Source organism: Burkholderia sp. CpTa8-5, assembly GCF_017815045.1.
In the GTDB taxonomy this organism is placed as follows: domain Bacteria; phylum Pseudomonadota; class Gammaproteobacteria; order Burkholderiales; family Burkholderiaceae; genus Burkholderia; species Burkholderia sola.
On record NZ_JAGIQD010000011.1, the window covers coordinates 47,811 to 64,665 of the forward strand.

General features: G+C 69.3%; 14 protein-coding genes and 1 riboswitch. Of the genes, 10 read left to right on the forward strand and 4 right to left on the reverse strand.

Annotated features, from left to right (window positions below; genetic code table 11):
* Positions 1–3: 3 nt before the first annotated feature.
* Complete coding sequence (locus tag J8I35_RS18340; RefSeq protein WP_050011558.1) at positions 4–1,299, reverse strand: MFS transporter; 1,296 nt, start codon at positions 1,297–1,299, stop codon at positions 4–6.
* 353 nt (positions 1,300–1,652) lie between these two features.
* On the opposite strand from J8I35_RS18340, the gene J8I35_RS18345 reads away from it, so the two are divergent.
* Positions 1,653–2,621: a hypothetical protein gene (locus tag J8I35_RS18345; RefSeq protein WP_209926471.1), complete on the forward strand. Its 969-nt coding sequence runs from the start codon at positions 1,653–1,655 to the stop codon at positions 2,619–2,621.
* A gap of 78 nt (positions 2,622–2,699) precedes the next feature.
* Here J8I35_RS18345 and J8I35_RS18350 read toward each other — a convergent pair whose 3' ends face one another.
* Positions 2,700–3,398 carry a DUF2968 domain-containing protein gene (locus tag J8I35_RS18350; protein ID WP_209926472.1) on the reverse strand — a complete coding sequence of 233 codons (699 nt, stop codon included), beginning with the start codon at positions 3,396–3,398 and terminating at the stop codon, positions 2,700–2,702.
* Positions 3,399–3,513: 115 nt separating this feature from the next.
* The gene (locus J8I35_RS18355; protein ID WP_050011561.1) at positions 3,514–4,704 is read right to left on the reverse strand and encodes a type 1 glutamine amidotransferase; all 1,191 of its coding nucleotides are present in this window, start codon (positions 4,702–4,704) and stop codon (positions 3,514–3,516) included.
* Between the two features lie 280 nt (positions 4,705–4,984).
* On the opposite strand from J8I35_RS18355, the gene J8I35_RS18360 reads away from it, so the two are divergent.
* From J8I35_RS18360 to J8I35_RS18395, 8 genes are all read left to right on the forward strand, one after another.
* On the forward strand, positions 4,985–5,665 hold the full coding sequence (locus J8I35_RS18360; protein WP_209926473.1) for a GntR family transcriptional regulator: 681 nt from the start codon (positions 4,985–4,987) through the stop codon (positions 5,663–5,665).
* Between the two features lie 6 nt (positions 5,666–5,671).
* Entirely contained in the window at positions 5,672–7,048 is a 1,377-nt protein-coding gene (locus tag J8I35_RS18365) for an amidase (protein ID WP_050011564.1), read from the forward strand.
* Positions 7,049–7,206: 158 nt separating this feature from the next.
* The gene (locus J8I35_RS18370; RefSeq protein WP_050011565.1) at positions 7,207–7,719 is read left to right on the forward strand and encodes a disulfide bond formation protein B; all 513 of its coding nucleotides are present in this window, start codon (positions 7,207–7,209) and stop codon (positions 7,717–7,719) included.
* Positions 7,720–8,339: 620 nt separating this feature from the next.
* On the forward strand, positions 8,340–9,344 hold the full coding sequence (gene xdhC / locus J8I35_RS18375; protein ID WP_050011566.1) for a xanthine dehydrogenase accessory protein XdhC: 1,005 nt from the start codon (positions 8,340–8,342) through the stop codon (positions 9,342–9,344).
* Between the two features lie 18 nt (positions 9,345–9,362).
* Positions 9,363–10,388: an adenosine deaminase gene (locus J8I35_RS18380; RefSeq protein ID WP_209926474.1), complete on the forward strand. Its 1,026-nt coding sequence runs from the start codon at positions 9,363–9,365 to the stop codon at positions 10,386–10,388.
* A 27-nt stretch (positions 10,389–10,415) separates the two neighbouring features.
* Positions 10,416–10,757 carry a hypothetical protein gene (locus J8I35_RS18385; RefSeq protein ID WP_245170322.1) on the forward strand — a complete coding sequence of 114 codons (342 nt, stop codon included), beginning with the start codon at positions 10,416–10,418 and terminating at the stop codon, positions 10,755–10,757.
* Between the two features lie 16 nt (positions 10,758–10,773).
* Positions 10,774–12,093 (forward strand): guanine deaminase, encoded by a 1,320-nt coding sequence (gene guaD, locus J8I35_RS18390; protein ID WP_209926475.1) that lies wholly within the window; start codon positions 10,774–10,776, stop codon positions 12,091–12,093.
* Positions 12,094–12,224: 131 nt separating this feature from the next.
* Positions 12,225–12,362, forward strand: a riboswitch (yybP-ykoY riboswitch).
* Positions 12,363–12,440: 78 nt separating this feature from the next.
* Positions 12,441–13,013, forward strand: a complete 573-nt coding sequence (locus tag J8I35_RS18395; protein WP_089488251.1) for a TMEM165/GDT1 family protein — start codon at positions 12,441–12,443, stop codon at positions 13,011–13,013.
* A gap of 54 nt (positions 13,014–13,067) precedes the next feature.
* Here J8I35_RS18395 and J8I35_RS18400 read toward each other — a convergent pair whose 3' ends face one another.
* Positions 13,068–13,778, reverse strand: a complete 711-nt coding sequence (locus J8I35_RS18400; protein ID WP_050011572.1) for a DUF4136 domain-containing protein — start codon at positions 13,776–13,778, stop codon at positions 13,068–13,070.
* Positions 13,779–13,966: 188 nt separating this feature from the next.
* Between J8I35_RS18400 and pepN the strand changes: the two genes are divergently transcribed.
* On the forward strand, positions 13,967–16,660 hold the full coding sequence (gene pepN / locus J8I35_RS18405) for an aminopeptidase N (protein ID WP_209926476.1): 2,694 nt from the start codon (positions 13,967–13,969) through the stop codon (positions 16,658–16,660).
* The last annotated feature ends 195 nt before the right edge of the window (positions 16,661–16,855 follow it).

Below are 16,855 nucleotides of genomic sequence, written 5' to 3' on the forward strand. Positions count from 1 at the left end.
CCGTCAGGCCGACTTGTACTGGTTGCGCGCGTCGGACGTGCGGTACAGCACGAGCGTCGCGATCAAGCCGCAGATCGCGGCCACACTCAGCCACAGCCCCGGCGCCGCCTTGTTGCCGGTCTGGTGGATCAGCAGCGTCGAGATCGCCGGCGTGAAGCCGCCGATCGTCGTGGCCAGGCTGTACGCGAGCGAGAAACCGGCCGTCCGCACGTCGGCCGGCATCACTTCGGTGAGCGCGACGACCATCGCCCCGTTGTACGACGCGTACAGGAACGACAGCCACAGCTCGACCGCGAGCAGCCGCAGGAACGACGGATCGCCGACGAGCCAGCGCACGGCCGGGTAAGCCGACAGCAGCGTCAGCACGGTGAACGCGATCAGCACCGGGCGGCGGCCGATACGGTCGGACAGCGCACCGGACAGCGGCAGCCACACGAGATTCGAGATCCCGACGCAGACGGTCACGACGAGTGCATCGAGCGACGACAGATGCAGCACTTCCTTGCCGAACGTCGGCGTGTACGCGGTAATCATGTAGAACGACACCGTCGTCATGATCACCATCCCCATGCCTGCCACCACGACACCCCAGTTGTCGAGCATCGAGCGCATGATCTCGCCCATCGTCGGGCGGTGGCGCTTCGCGAGGAATTCGTCGGTCTCCTTCAGCGAACGGCGGATCAGGAACAGGAACGGCACGATCAGGCAGCCGATCAGGAACGGAATGCGCCAGCCCCACGCGGTCATTTCCTCGACCGGCAGCGCGCGGTTCAGCACGACGCCGACGAACGCGGCGAACACGACGGCCACCTGCTGGCTGCCCGACTGCCACGACGTATAGAACCCCTTGTGGCCCTTCGTCGCGATCTCCGACAGGTAGACCGACACGCCGCCGAGTTCGACGCCCGCCGAGAAGCCCTGCAACAACCGGCCGAGCAGCACGAGCACCGGCGCGAGCACGCCGATCGTCGCATAGCCCGGTATCGCGGCCACCGCGAGCGTGCCGATCGCCATCAGCCCGAGCGTCAGGATCAGCCCCTTGCGGCGGCCGTGATGGTCGATATACGCGCCGAGCACGATCGCGCCGACCGGTCGCATCAGGAAGCCCGCGCCGAATACCGACAGCGACAGCATCAGCGACGCGAACGCGTTGCCGCTCGGAAAGTACGTTTTCGCGATGGCCGACGCGTAATACCCGTAGACCATGAAGTCGTACATTTCCAGGAAGTTGCCGCTGACGACCCGGAAGACGGTGCGGACTTTCGATTCCTGCGCGATGGCAGGCGACGCTGTGGACATGGTTTCTCGCTCAGCTCGGATGGCGCGAATACCGCGCCGCATGGATCCGGCGACGCGCGCCGCGCCGGGTCGGGCCGACGCGCACGGGCATCGCTGCCCGCCGGCGGCACGGCGCGTAACGGCGCGCCGCCGGCATGATCCGCGAATCATGCCACGGCAACCCGACATTTGCCTTGTAGCGCCCCTGTCACCGACGTCGCGATGTCCGCCTCGTACAAGTCGCCCCGAAGCGGACACAAGAATCAGATCGATCTGATCGACCGACCTTCGCCGGCTGACCACAATGTCACGATTTGCGACGACATTTTCACGCCGCGCCGGCACGGATGCCCGTGTCGCACGACGCCCCTGCCATGATCCCATCGCCCCTCGTCCCGGTCGAAGGCGCGCTCGCCCGCCCTCGCGCCACCCCGCTCGACCACGTCCCGCCGTTCGGCCGCGAATGGCGATTTCGCGGCGCACCCGGCGCAGGGCCCGGCAGGAACTGCCTCGCGACGCTGACGACGTCCTGCATCGATGTCGACCGACCGCACCGCGAGTGCCGATGGCAGCCGCTATCCGTGGCGGCGTCGCTGCCGGCTTCGGCCGGGCTGCCTGTCCCGTCGACAGTTGTCCCGGGCCGGCGCTTGCGCCATTCCGCGCGCCACGCTCGCGACCGGCGCGCGATGTACGTCGTCTGCTGGAGCATCGGCGCGCTCGGCATCATCGGCTGGCTGATCGGCACGTACGACCGGCCCGCGGGTTCCGGTCCCGCGTACGCGATCCAGGCGGCCGGCAGTACGCCCGATCACGCCGCGACATCGACCGGTACGATACGTATCGCGGCGGCGCAACCGGATACGTCGACGCATGCGATGCCGCAGCACAAGGTGGCGACGCCTGTCGCGAACACGGTCGAATCGCCGCCAGCCAAGCATCGCGTCGCGCTTCGACCCGCAACGCTTCACCCGCAAGCGACGGCCGACGTGCGGCATGCCGCCCCTGCTTCGCCACGTCGGGCAACCGGCCAGCGCACGGCAAACGCCCCGACCCGTACGCCGGTCGTGCCGCGGCTCGCCGCACATCAGCCGCTCCAGCGTGCGCCGTTCCAGCGCGACGCGGCCAACACCGGCACACGCGATCGACTCGCTCGGCCGCTGCGCACGGCAGATACGCGCGATACACGCGACTCGTTCGACGATCCGGCCACGTTGATCGCCATGGCGAACGCGCTGCGCGCCGCGCAGCCGGCCCGGCCGGCGCACCCGCCGGCCGGCGTCGACTGGACGTCGCACCTGTCGCACCGCCGCGTGACCGACGTGCCGGACGCGTTCGCGCATTGACGCCCGCGCAATAAAAAACCCGGCGAAGATCGCTTCGCCGGGTTTTCGCTCGTCTCGTTTCGTCCGCTCGACGACACGTTACTTGTGCACGGGCAGCCCCGTCTCGGTCTGCTTCTCGAGTTGCCGCACCTGCTCCTGCAGATCGCGCAACTGCAACTGCGCCGCCCGCTTCTCGACCTGCAGCGCCTGCGCCTGCTCCTGCGCCGATTTCTGCCGCTGCGCGACTTCGGCCTGCTGGCTGCGCGCGACGCTCAGATCGGCCTGCAACTGCTGCGCACGATTCGCCTGCAGCGCGATCACGCGTTCGAGAAATGCCTTCTGCGCCTGCAGCTCGGTCCGGCGGATCTCGATCTCGGCGAGCTGCGCCGTCTGCTGGACGAAATTCGCGTACACCATCTCCGCGCGCGTCTTTTCCTGCGAACGAATCACGCGCCACAGGTTCTTGTCCTGGAACAGCGCGACGTAATACGTCATCTCGCGCGGATCGAACATCAGGCTCGCACCGTAGCTGCCGTTGTACGTCGTGCGCATCTCGACGATCCGGCCGTCGTGCAGCATCTGCGTCAGCTCGGCGACGTTGCCTTGCACGGCGGCGTCCGTCGCGGCCGACGCCGCCGGCGCCGGCGCCGCGCTGCCGCTCAGGCTCGTGACCGCCGGACGCGTACCGGCGACGGGTGCGGTCGCGTCGGTAGACCAGGCCGTGCCCGCTTGCGCGCAGGCAGCCAGCGCAACGATCCACGTTGCGCATCGTGCAGGGGGGAAATTTCGGAAAGCCAACGTCAGACTCCGGCGAACGAATCGGAACTGGCGATTATCGTGCAAAACGAAACGGCCGCATCTCGAATTAATCGGGATGCGGCCGGCCTTCGTTCAGCACGGAAAATACGGCGTGCTACAGACGCGTTTCGCGCGCCGCGCGCAGAAACGCGTCGAGCAGCGGCGTGCAGTCGAGCAGTTCGGAACCGCCCGCGCGATGGAACTCCGGATGCCACTGCACGCCGACGACGAACGGCGAACGGCGATGGCGAATGCCTTCGATGATCCCGTCGCCGGCCGACACGGCCTCGATGTTCAGATCGCGGCCGAGATCGCGGATCGCCTGGTGGTGAATCGAGTTGACGATCGCTTCGCTGCGCCCCGGGAACATGCTCGCGAGCGTCGACGAATCGGGAAAGCGGATCGCGTGACGATGCTGGTCGTAATGCTCGCTCACGTGCGCGTGCGCGGTCGGCACGTCGGTCGCGATGTCCTGGTACAGCGAGCCGCCGAACGCGACGTTGATCAGCTGGCAGCCGCGACATACGCCGAGCACGGGTTTGCCGGACTCGACGAATTCGTGCAGCAGTTCGAGCTCGTACATGTCGCGCACGCGATCGCCCGGCCATTCGGGACGCGCATCCGACGCCGCATAGGTTTGCGGCGACACGTCGGCGCCGCCTTGCAGCAGCAGGCCGTCGAGATGCTTCGCGTAATCGCGCAGGCGGATGTTGCTCGGATGGATCATGCCTTGATGACCGACGGTCGGAATCATGAACACGAGCACGTCGCGCGACATCACCCAGTGGGCGATCGATTCCTCGAGATACTGCAGCGTCTTGCCGCGCAGCCCCTTCGCGCCCGGCTCCGGATGGAAGATCCGCGCCGACACGCCGATGCGCAGCGTGCGCTGCGTGATGCGCTGGCCGGCGCGGTCGAACAGCCGCCGCGCGCGCGCCGCGACGATCCGGCCGAACACCGACCACGGCGTGTCGCTCTGCTTCAGATAGGCGGGCGGCGCATTCTGCGCGCTCGCGGGCGGCGGCCGCGGCGTGTCGAAATCGGGCGGCGCGCCGAATCCGGGCGGCGGTGCGCCTGGCTTCAGCGGCGCGGGCGCGGCCGCGCCGTCGCCGACGGCGCCTGCCGCACCGGGCGCACCGGGTTCGGATGCAGCCGTGACGGGCGACGCGCCGTCATCGGCGACATGCTCCGCGGCGGCCTGCGTGGCCGGCGCATCGGGCGTTTTCGCCGGATCGGGACGGGGGGAATCGGAAGAAGCGGAAGAGGTGCCGGGCAGACCGGCCGGGGAAGGCGTGTTTTCGCTCATGACGATAGTCTGATGCGTCGCTCGCGCGTAGGGATAGACGAGGATTCATTATGCTTCAGTGCACGATCGCGCGGCAAACCTGCAACATCCTGTCGATATTGTTGCAAGTCGGCGGCCACGCACGCCGCAGAACGACGCCGTTCGCGCGTCGGCACCGATTGCCCGGCCTCGCCGGCACTGGACACTACTGATATATCACAATAATATCCAGCGATCGTCCACGCTTCCGGAGCCTCCGCGCCATGATCGCGCCCCTCCCGGCCGCCGCGCCGCCACCGGCATGAGTACCGTGACCGACCTCACCCTCGACCGGGCCGCCGCGTCGCCAGCCAGCCTCGCCGACCGCGCGTACGCGCTGATCCAGCGCGACATCATCACGATGCGCCTGAAGCCGGGCGCCGCGCTGAACGAAGCCGACCTCGTCGCACGCACGGGCATCGGCCGCACGCCGGTGCATCAGGCCGTGCATCGGCTCGTGCTCGAAGGGCTGCTGTCCGTGATGCCGCGCAAGGGCCTGATGGTGCAGCCGCTGTCGCTCGACGACATCGTCGCGGTGATCGACGTGCGGCGCGTCAACGAAGCGCACTGCGCCGAACTCGCCGCGCGCCATGCGACCCCCGACGATCTCGCGCGCCTGGCCACGCTGCTCGACGACGGGCAGGCCTGCGTCGACATGCACGACGTCGAGGGCATGATGGAGCTCGACCGCGCGTTTCATCAGACGATCGCCGCGGCCGCGCGCAATGCGGTCCTCGCCGACATCCTGCGCGCGCTGCACGAGCGCTCGCTGCGCTTCTGGTTCGTCACGCTGTCCGAACCGCACCATCTCGCCGACGTCCAGCACGAGCACCGCGCGCTGTTCGACCGGCTGTCCGCGCGCGACGCCGCCGGTGCGCGCGCGGCCGTCGAAAGCCATATCGATTCGTTCCGCTCCACGCTTCTTCAACATCTTCGCCCCTGAGCCGCCATGACCACTTTCACGCCCTTCCCCCCGCTCGCCCAGCTCGCCGCCGACCTCGCCGCCGGCCGGACCACGAGCCGCGTGCTCGTCGACACCGCGCTCGACCGGATCGCCGATCCGTCGGGCCAGGGCGCCGTCGTCTTCACCGAAGTCGATGCCGACAACGCCCGCGCGGCCGCCGACGCGCACGACCGGCTGCGCGCCGCGGGCACGGTGCTGTCGCCGCTCGCGGGCATTCCGGTGTCGGTCAAGGACCTGTTCGACGTCGCGGGCCAGGTCACGCGCGCGGGTTCGCGGGTGCTCGACGGCGCGCCGGCCGCGCACACCGATGCGGTCGCCGTCGCGCGGCTCAAGCGCGCGGGCGCGGTGCTGGTCGGCCGCACCAACATGAGCGAGTTCGCGTTTTCCGGGCTCGGGCTGAATCCGCACTTCGGCCACCCGCGCTCGCCGTACCACCGCGACGTACCGGGCGATGCGCGGATTTCGGGCGGCTCGTCGTCGGGGGCGGCCGCGTCGGTCGCCGACGGGATGGCCGCCGTCGCGCTCGGCACCGACACCGGCGGCTCGATCCGCATTCCGGCCGCACTATGCGGGCTGACGGGCTTCAAGCCCACCGCGAGCCGGATCCCGACGCAAGGCGGCGTGCCGCTGTCGACGACGCTCGACTCGTTCGGCCCGATCGGCCTGACGGTCGCGTGCTGCGCGCTGGTCGACCGGATGCTCGCGGGGCTCGAGCCGCACGTACCGGCCGCGCGGCCGCTCGAAGGCGTGCGGCTCGGCGTGCTGACGAACTACGTGACGGACGGCGTCGATGCCGACGTCGCGGCCGCGCTCGACACCGCGCTCAAGCATCTCGAAGCGGCCGGAGCGATCGTCACCGACGTGCGCTTCCCCGCGCTCGACCGGCTGCCGGAGATCAACCGTTTCGGCTTCTCGCCGATCGAGGCGTACGCGTGGCACCGTCCGCTGCTCGCGAAGCATCGCGACCAGTACGACCCGCGCGTGCTGACGCGGATCCTGAAGGGCGAACCCGCGAGCGCGGCCGACTATCTCGACCTGCTGGCCGCGCGCGCCGCGATGCTCGACGAAGCCGCGCACACGGTCTGGTCGCGCTTCGATGCGCTCGTCGCGCCGACGGTGCCGGTCGTGCCGCCGCGCATCGCCGAACTCGAAACCGACGACGACGCGTTCACGCGCACCAACGCGCTGATCCTGCGCAACCCGAGCGCGTTCAACTTCCTCGACGCGTGCGGGCTGTCGCTGCCGTGCCATCCGCGCGACGCGGCGCCGGTCGGCCTGATGCTCGCGGCGGCGCCGCATCGCGACGACGCGCTGCTTGCGATCGGTCAATCGGTCGAGGCCGTACTGAACACGATCCGCTGACCGCGCCGGCCGATCGCAAGCCGATGGCGAGCCGATCGCCGGCGGCCCGCGCGCGGTGCGGCAGGTTGCCGCACGCGCGCTGTCAGTTTCGTGCCAGATCATTCGCGCTAAAATCGCGCGATTGTTTTCCGGACCGACCGACGAGGAATCCCGCCGACATGAACGACTACACGCTTGCCCTCCGCCGCGAACGCCGCCTGCTGATGCTGCTCGGATGGGTGTGCATCGCCCTGCTGGCCGGCGCGCTGTACCTGCAGTACGTGAAGAACGAAGACCCGTGCCCGCTGTGCATCATCCAGCGCTACTTCTTCTGCGCGATCGGGATCTTCGCGTTCCTGGCTGCCGGGATCCGCAACTGGCGCGGCGTCTGGGTGCTCGAACTGCTGATCGCGATCGCCGCGGCCGGCGGTGTCGGCACGGCCGCGCGGCACCTGTCGATCCAGATGAATCCGGGCTTCAGTTGCGGCTTCGACACGCTGCAGCCGATCGTCGACAGCCTGCCGCCCGCGCAGTGGTTCCCCGGCATGTTCAAGGTCGCCGGGCTGTGCGAGACCGTCTACCCGCCGATCCTGGGCATCCTGCTGCCCGGCTGGGCGCTGATCGGCTTCGCCGCGATCCTGATTGCGGTCGTCGCGAGCCTCTGGCGCCATCGCCGCAAGCTCGCGGGTTGACCCACCGGCCGCGGTGCCGGCCCATCGCATGCGCGGCCCGACCGAATGGGCCGCGCGCCGCCGGCGAGTCGTCACCCGGCTGCGGCCTGCGCCGGCCTTGCCCGGTCGCCGCGTATAAACACCTATCCCGCCGCCGCCCGGCGTTCCGGGCTGGCGCGCGTCGCGCGATCGCCACACCCCCGCCCCGCCCCACATGCGTTTCGGCCCGATGTACATGCATCGGTCCCCCGATTCCGCGCGGCGGGCCTATGATCGACATGATCGCCGCCTGATAGCCCGGATCACCGCCCGGCCATGTTCCCGCCGCGTGGCGGTGCTATCTTCGGGGCTGGATGGCGATCTACGTGCGCGAGGCCAGGCGGTCTCACCGCTGCCTGCGTAACGCGCGCCCGATCCGCAATGTCGACTGGATTCATCATGACAACGCAAACCATCCGCATCCGTCACCCTCATGGCGTCCGCGCGTCCGGCGGCGCCGGTCGCGCACGCCGTCGGTCCGCGGCCGCCGCACGGCATCGGCCGTGCAGCCGGCCAGCCCCGCTCCTGTCCGCCCTCGTTGCCGCCGCGCCCGCCAGAGCGCGCCGCGCGTCGTGCGGCGTCGTCCCGAACGGAGCGTGCTGATGGAAGCCTGGCTCGGCGATCTGCAGCAACTGCTCGCGCACGGCGAAGCGGCCGTGCTCGTGACGGTCGCGCATACCGACGGCTCCGCGCCGCGCGAGGCCGGCACCAAGATGCTCGTCACGCGCGACACGGCCCGCCATACGATCGGCGGCGGTCATCTGGAATGGAAGGCGATCGAGATCGCGCGGCACCTGCTGAAGGACGGCGCGCACGTGCCGCACGCGCGCCGGCTCGAGCGGCTCGCGCTCGGCCCGAGCCTCGGCCAGTGCTGCGGCGGCGCCGTGGTGCTCGCGTTCGAGCGGCTCGACGTCGGCGACCTCGGCTGGATCATGTCGCTCGCGAAGCGCGTCGCGGCCGGCGCCGCGACCGTGCGTAGCGTATCATTCGGCCCCTCGCCGGGCGCGCCGCTGTTGAGCGAGCCCGAATCGGAAGCCGCGCGCGCCGACTGCCTGCTGTGGGAAACCGGCGGCGTATCGCTGATGACCGAAACGATCGCGCCGTATGCGTTCCCCGTCATGCTGTTCGGCGCGGGGCATATCGGCACCGCGCTCGTGAAGGTGCTGGCGACGCTGCCGTGCCACGTGCGCTGGATCGACCGGCCCGATGCGGCGTTCCCGCCGGCCGACGCGCTCGCCGGCATCGGCAATCTCGCGATCGACGCGGCCGCTTCCCCGGCGGACGCGGTCGACGCGGCGCCGCCGCAGTCCTACTTCGTCGTGATGACGCATGACCACGCACTCGATTTCGTGCTGGCCGAGCGCATCCTGCGACGCGGCGACTATGCGTACTTCGGGATGACCGGCTCGCATACGAAACGCACGCAGTTCGATCATCGCCTCGCCGCGATCGGCATCGACCCGGCCCAGGTCGCGCGGATGCGCTGCCCGATCGGCGTCGAAGGCATCATCGACAAGGCGCCCGAAGTGATCGCGATCTCGGTGGCCGCGCAGTTGCTGCAGGCCGTCGAGGCGAATGCATCCGCACAGGCTTCCCCTACCTACTGACCGACCAAAAACGACGCCATGACCCCGACATTCAAGAACAAGATCGCCCGCGCGCCGAAAGCGGAGCTGCACATTCATATCGAAGGCTCGCTCGAGCCCGAACTGATTTTCGCGCTCGCGCAGCGCAACGGCGTGAAGCTCGCGTACGACTCGATCGACGCGCTGCGCGCCGCGTACGCGTTCACCGACCTGCAGTCGTTCCTCGACATCTACTACGCCGGCGCGAGCGTGCTGCTCACCGAGCAGGATTTCTACGACATGACGGCCGCGTACTGCGAGCGCGCGCTCGCCGACAACGTCGTCCACTCCGAACTGTTCTTCGACCCGCAGACGCACACCGAGCGCGGCGTGCCGATCGAGACGGTCGTCGCGGGCATCGAGCGCGCGCTCGCCGATGCCGAGCCCCGCGGGCTGTCGAGCAAATTGATCCTGTGCTTCCTGCGCCATCTGTCCGAAGAGGACGCGCTCGCGACGTTCGAATCCGCGTTGCCGCTGTTCGAGCGCTATCGCCACCGGCTGATCGGCGTGGGCCTCGATTCGTCCGAGCTCGGCCATCCGCCGACGAAGTTCGCCCGGGTGTTCGAGAAGGCACGCGCGCTCGGGCTGAAGCTCGTCGCGCACGCGGGCGAGGAAGGCCCGCCCGCCTACATCTACGAAGCGCTCGACGTGCTGAAGGTCGACCGGATCGACCACGGCGTGCGCAGCATCGAGGATGCGGCGCTCGTCGAGCGGCTCGCGAAAACGCGCACGGCGCTCACCGTGTGCCCGCTGTCGAACCTGAAGCTGTGCGTGTTCGACGACATGGCGAAGCACACGCTGAAGGCGCTGCTCGACCGCGGCGTGGCGGTGACGATCAACTCCGACGATCCGGCCTATTTCGGCGGCTACGTCAACGAAAACTACTTCGCGACGGTCGAAGGGCTGCAACTCACGGATGCCAAAGTCCATGCGGTGATCCGCAACGGCTTCGAGGCGTCGTTCATCGAACCGGCGCAGCGCGACGCACTGTACGCGCGCCTCGACGCGTACTGGCAGGCCGCGTGACGGCCCGCATCGAGGCACGCTAGACAGATGAAACACGGCAACGGCATCCGCTTCGCGATTCCCTGTTCGGCCTTGCACCGGGCTGGTGGCGTGCGTGCATGCGGCGCGATCGCGCGGTACGACGTCGCTCGCACGCACCGACCGTCGCGGCTTGCCGTGCCGTGCGCCGTCGTACCGGATGCGGGCGTAACGGATGTGCGCGCAACGGCCGCGAGGTGCGCCCGCAACCACTCGCGGGCGGCTTCGGCCGCCACGTTCGCCCGCGCCATCGCGTGCGGCCGTGCCGCACATCACGTGCGGCCGCCGCTCGCGAAGCACCGTGCCGCCCCGTGCGGCGCCGATCGTTTTCTTCTGTTCGCCTTACCTTGATGCAGGACCCTTCGTCATGACGCAAACCGCTTTCCGTTCCCAACTGCTGACCTTCAACGGCGACCCGGCGCAATCGAGCCAGGCCGCGAACTACGAGACCGACGGGCTCCTGATCGTCGACGACGGCAAGGTCGTCACGGCCGGCCCGTATGCGTCGCTCGCCGCGACGCTCGCGCGCGATGCAGTGGTCCACGATCTGCGCGACAAGCTGATCGTGCCCGGCTTCATCGACACGCACATCCACTATCCGCAGACGGACATGATCGCGTCGCCGGCGCCCGGCCTGCTGCCGTGGCTGGACAAGTACACGTTCCCGACCGAGCGCCAGTTCGGCGACCCCGAGCATGCGCGCGAAGTCGCCGACTTCTTCGTCGACGAACTGCTCGCGTGCGGCACGACGAGCGCGCTCGTCTACTGCACGGTGCACAAGCAGTCGGCCGATGCGCTGTTCGCGGCGAGCGACGCGCGCGACCTGCGGATGATCGCGGGCAAGGTGCTGATGGACCGCAACTGCCCCGAATTCCTGCGCGACACCGCGCAGTCGGGCTATGACGACAGCGCCGAGCTGATCGGCCGCTGGCACGGCAACGGCCGCCAGATGTACGCGCTCACGCCGCGCTTCGCGCCGACGTCGACCGAGGCGCAGCTCGAGGCATGCGGCGAACTCGCGCGCCGCCATCCGGACGTGTTCGTGCAAAGCCACGTCGCGGAAAACGTCGACGAGGTGAAATGGGTGGCGGAGCTGTTCCCGGGCCACCGCAGCTATCTCGACATCTACGACCGCTACGGGCTGCTGCGGCCGCGCGCGGTGTACGGCCACTGCATTCATCTCGACGACGAGGATCGCCGCCGGATGGCCGAGACGCGCACCGTCGTCGCGCACTGTCCGACGTCGAACTTCTTCCTCGGCAGCGGGCTGTTCGATTTCGACAAGGCCGGCGAATACGACGTGCCGGTCACGCTCGCGACCGACGTCGGCGGCGGCACGTCGTTCTCGATGCTGCAGACGATGAATGAGGCGCACAAGGTCGCGCGGCTGTCGGGCCATCACCTGACCGCCACGCGGATGTTCTGGCTCGCGACGGCCGGCGCCGCGCAGGCGCTCGACCTCGCCGACACGGTCGGCACGCTCAAGCCGCGCACCGAGGCCGACTTCGTCGTGCTCGATCCGCGGGCGACGCCGCTGCTCGCGCGCCGCACGCAGCGCGCGGATTCGCTCGAGGAACTGCTGTTCGCGTTCGCGCTGCTCGGCGACGACCGCGCGGTGTACCGTACCTATGCGGCCGGCGCACTCGTGCACCAACGCGGCACCGCGCGCCCCCCGGCCGCCGCGTAACGCCCCGCGAGGCCCCGTTCCGGCATGCGCGGCAGCTTCGCCGTCGTGCATGCGCCGGACATCGAAGCCGCTCCAGCGCGCCGCACGGCGGCCCCGGCCGCTTTCCCGCGCGCGATGCACCGTGCTAGAATTCGCCGCTCATTGGGGAGTAGCCGCTCCGCTCGATGTCCCGCGCTCCCGGCGCGCATCGTGACGGAGGCGTCCGTCAACAGACTTGGCCGTTCGGCCATGGCGGACGCAGCCACGTTGGCCTGGCGAGACCGATGGTTCATTGCGCGCCGCATCAGGGCCCGGCGCGCGGTGGATCGTCGCTCGCACGCACAACAACGGCCCGTGGAACCCCATTCGTGTCTCAAGCCTTCCTGATCTCCACCGGCGCCGTCGCCCTCGCTGAAATCGGCGACAAGACCCAACTGCTTTCCCTCGTTCTGGCCGCGCGCTATCGCAAGCCGGTGCCGATCATTCTCGGCGTGCTCGTCGCGACGCTCGTCAACCACGGTTTTGCCGGCGCGCTCGGCGAATGGCTGGGCGTGCTCGTCACGCCGTCGATCATGCGCTGGGCGCTCGCGTTCTCGTTCATCGCGATGGGGCTGTGGATTCTCGTGCCGGACAAGCTCGACGAGAACGAAGCCAATACGACGCGCTCGCGGCTCGGCGTGTTCGGCACGACGCTCGTCGCGTTCTTCCTCGCGGAGATGGGCGACAAGACGCAAATCGCGACCGTCGCGCTGGCCGCCCGCTTCCAGGATTACATCGGCGTCGTGGCCGGCACGACGTTCGGGATGATGCTCGCGAACGTGCCGGCGATCTTGCTCGGCGACCGCTTCGCACACCGTCTGCCGACGAAGCTCGTGCACGGGATCGCGGCCGTGCTGTTCGTCGTGCTCGGCGCGCTGGCGCTGCTGGGTGTCGGAGTCTGACGGAAAGGAAACTGACGGCACGGCCGGGCGGCCGCGCCAGGGTGGAATGCCGCGTTACTTCGCGACGGCGGCGCCCGACGCGGGCGCCGCCGGCACCGCGCGCTCGTTGGCGGCCGGCGCCGCCGGCCCGCCGCGCTTGTCGACCGGCAGCCGGACCGTGCGGACCGCCCCGTTCGACAACGGGAAATCGGCGAGCGCGCTGCGCGCGAGGAACGGCATCGCGTACAGCAGCGTACCGTTGTCGCCGGTCGTGCGCGCGGACACGTTGTAGACCTCCTTGCCCGTCGCGCGCTCGGTGATGCGGATGCCGAGCATGTAGTCGAACACCTGGTACGTCTGCGCGACATAGCCGGCCGGCATCGGCCCCCAGGGACCCCACGGGCCCCAGGGACTCCACGGCCCGCCTCGCCAGTACGGCCCCGGCCCCATGAACCACGGATCATAGTAGACCGGTTGCGGCACCGTCACGAGATCGCTGCCGACCGAATAGGTCAGCCCGACCAGATAGCGGGCCTGCGACTGCGGCACCTGCCGGAACGCATACGCGGACAGCTCGTTCGCGACGATCGGCTCGTAGGTCGACTGCTCGATGCTGTTCTTCTGCGCGTCCGTGCGCGTGAACGCATAGGTGCGGGTCGCGTCGCTGCCGCTCCAGTCGGAGAAGGCCGTGACCCGGGTGGTCACGTAGCTGGTGCAGCCCGTCAGCAGCGCGACGCACAGCGCCGCCGCCCAGCCCGCACCGCGAAAAATCCATTCGCGTTTCATGTTGATCCTCGTCGATCCGTCACCCGTTCGTCGCACCGCGCGAAGCACAACGGGATGCCGATAATACGCGGACTCCCGGAAGCGGTAAAAAGTTCGCCCGGCACACCGCCGCAAGCCTTTGTACAATGGCCCGGTTCGCCTGGCCCGCGCGACGGGCCCGTCCCCCACTCCACCCGATCTCGACGACCATGTCCGACAACGCCTCCTCCACCGTGATCCGCCGCGCCGACTACACGCCGCCGGCCTTCCTCATCGACTCCGTCGCACTCGAATTCGATCTCGCGCCGGCCCGCACGATCGTCAGGAACACGATGCGCGTGCGCCGCAATCCGGATGCCGCGCCCACCCCGCACCTGGAGCTGATGGGCGAGGCGCTCGACTTCCTCGGCGCGCGGCTGGATGGCGCGCCGCACGGCGCGGTGCGCGCGCACGAACACGGCCTGACGGTCGAGAACGTGCCCGACGCGTTCGAGCTGACGCTCGAAAGCGCGTGCGCGCCCGACCAGAATACGACGCTGTCGGGCCTCTACGTGTCGAGCGGCAACTTCTTCACGCAGTGCGAGGCCGAGGGCTTTCGCCGCATCACCTACTTCCTCGACCGCCCCGACGTAATGGCGTCGTACACGGTCACGCTGCGCGCCGACAAGGCCGCGTACCCGGTGCTGCTGTCGAACGGCAACCTCGTCGATTCGGGCGACCTGCCCGACGGCCGCCACTTCGCGAAGTGGGAAGACCCGTTCCGCAAGCCGAGCTACCTGTTCGCGCTGGTCGCGGGCAAGCTCGTCGCGATCGAGGAAACGATCACGACCGGCTCCGGCAAGGAAAAGCTGCTGCAGGTATGGGTCGAACCGGCCGATCTCGACAAGACGCGTCACGCGATGGATTCGCTGATCCATTCGATCCGCTGGGACGAAAAACGCTTCGGCCTCGAGCTCGATCTCGACCGCTTCATGATCGTCGCGGTCGGCGACTTCAATATGGGCGCGATGGAGAACAAGGGACTCAACATCTTCAACACGAAGTACGTGCTGGCGAACCCCGAGACCGCGACCGACACCGATTTCGCGAACATCGAGTCGGTGGTCGGCCACGAGTACTTCCACAACTGGACCGGCAACCGCGTGACCTGCCGCGACTGGTTCCAGCTGAGCCTGAAGGAAGGGCTGACGGTATTCCGCGACCAGGAATTCTCGGCCGACATGGCCGCAGGCGACGACGTCGAATCGGCGGCCCGCGCGGTCAAGCGCATCGAGGACGTGCGCGTGCTGCGCCAGTTGCAGTTCGCCGAGGACGCCGGCCCGATGGCGCACCCGGTACGCCCGGAAAGCTACGTCGAGATCAACAACTTCTACACGATGACCGTCTACGAGAAAGGCTCGGAAGTCGTGCGGATGTACCAGACGCTGTTCGGCCGCGACGGCTTCCGCAAGGGGATGGATCTCTACTTCAAGCGCCACGACGGCCACGCGGTGACCTGCGACGACTTCCGTCACGCGATGGCCGACGCTAACGGGCGCGACCTCGCGCAGTTCGAGCGCTGGTACAGCCAGGCCGGTACGCCGCGCGTGTCGGTGCGCACCGCGTACGACGCAGCCGCGCGCCGCTATACGGTCACCCTCGCGCAAGGCTACGGCGACGCGTCGCCGGCCGCGCGCGAAACGCAGCAAGGGCCGCTGCTGATCCCGTTCGCGATCGGCCTGATCGGCCGCGACGGCCGCGACCTGCCGCTGCGTCTGGACGGCGAAGCCGCCGCATCGGGCACGACGCGCGTGCTCGTGTTCACCGACACCGAGCAGACCTTCACGTTCGTCGACGTGCCGGAAGCGCCGCTGCCGTCGCTGCTGCGCAACTTCTCGTCGCCGGTGATCGTCGAGTACGACTACAGCGACGACGATCTCGCGTTCCTGCTCGCGCACGACAGCGATCCGTTCAACCGCTGGGAAGCCGGCCAGCGCCTCGCGACGCGCGCGCTGCTGACGCTCGCCGCCCGTGCCGCCGCCGACGCGCCGCTCGCGCTCGGCGAGAACTTCGTCGCCGCGTTCCGCCGCGTGCTGACCGACGAAAGCCTGTCGCCGGCGTTCCGCGAACTCGCGCTGACGCTGCCGTCGGAAACCTACCTCGCCGATCAGATGGCCGAGGCCGACCCGGCCGCCGTGCATCGCGCGCGCCAGTTCGTGCGCCGCCAGCTCGCGACCGCGCTGCGCGCCGAGTGGCTCGCCGCGTACGAGCAGCACCAGACGCCCGGCGCCTACGAGCCGACGCCGGAAGCGTCGGGCCGCCGCGCGCTGAAGAACCTCGCGCTCGCGTATCTCGCCGAACTCGACGATCCGGCCGATGCCGTACGCATCGCCACGGCCCAGTACGACGCGGCGAACAACATGACCGATCGCGCGGCGGCGCTCGGCGCGCTGCTGTCCGCGGCGGCCGCAGGCGCGAACGGGCCGGCCGAGCATGCGCTCGACGACTTCTACCGTCGCTTCGAGAAGGAAGCGCTCGTGATCGACAAGTGGTTCGCGATGCAGGCTGCGCAACGCGGTACGCCCGCGCAGCCGACGCTCGCGAAGGTGCGCACGCTGCTCGCGCACCCCGCGTTCAACCTGAAGAACCCGAACCGCGCGCGCTCGCTGATCTTCAGCTTCTGCGCGGCGAACCCCGCGCAATTCCACGCGGCAGACGGTTCGGGCTACGCGTTCTGGGCCGAACAGGTGCTCGCGCTCGACGCGATCAACCCGCAGGTCGCGGCGCGCCTCGCGCGCTCGCTCGAACTGTGGCGCCGCTTCACGCCGGCGCTGCGCGACCGGATGCGCGAAGCGCTCGAACAGGTCGCCGCCGGCGCGAAATCGCGCGACGTGCGCGAGATCGTCGAGAAGGCGCTCGCGTAAGTCGCGCGATCGTCCCGTCGCGTCCGCGCGATCGAGCCGGCGCCGCCTCACGCGGCGCCGGCTTTTTTATTGCACGCGCGCGGCCGAAACCGCGCGCACGGGGTCGGACCGCTCGGCCTGTCTCCGCGGTGATGCATGCCCCGCCCCGTCATCGCCGCCCGATACCGGGCCGATTCGGCGCTCCTCCCATGTAAC